At 32.2% G+C, this 208-nt stretch carries 1 protein-coding gene; it reads right to left on the bottom strand.

Translation table 11 applies throughout. The features are described from left to right. Positions 1-208 (bottom strand): hypothetical protein (locus ACX9YW_RS23870; RefSeq protein ID WP_460351328.1); only part of this gene is annotated, 208 nt, incomplete at both ends.

Here is a 208-nt window from a genome sequence, read left to right as displayed (position 1 = left end):
TCTAATAAAAGATAACCCCCATCTCTTGGCATACTTCCGAAAAAAGCCCCAGGTAATCCATTAATATGCTTATTCAAAGAATGTACTGTTTCTTTAAAGTCTCCTGAGGTTAAATAAGGTGATATGGCACTAACTTTTTCTAATAATTGTCCGTTATACAAATAGTGAGCAGAAGAATCATCTCTATTTCTTATTCCAATTATTACAA

This window comes from Pseudoneobacillus rhizolycopersici (assembly GCF_054786815.1).
This window is presented reverse-complemented; position numbering and strand designations above follow the sequence as displayed.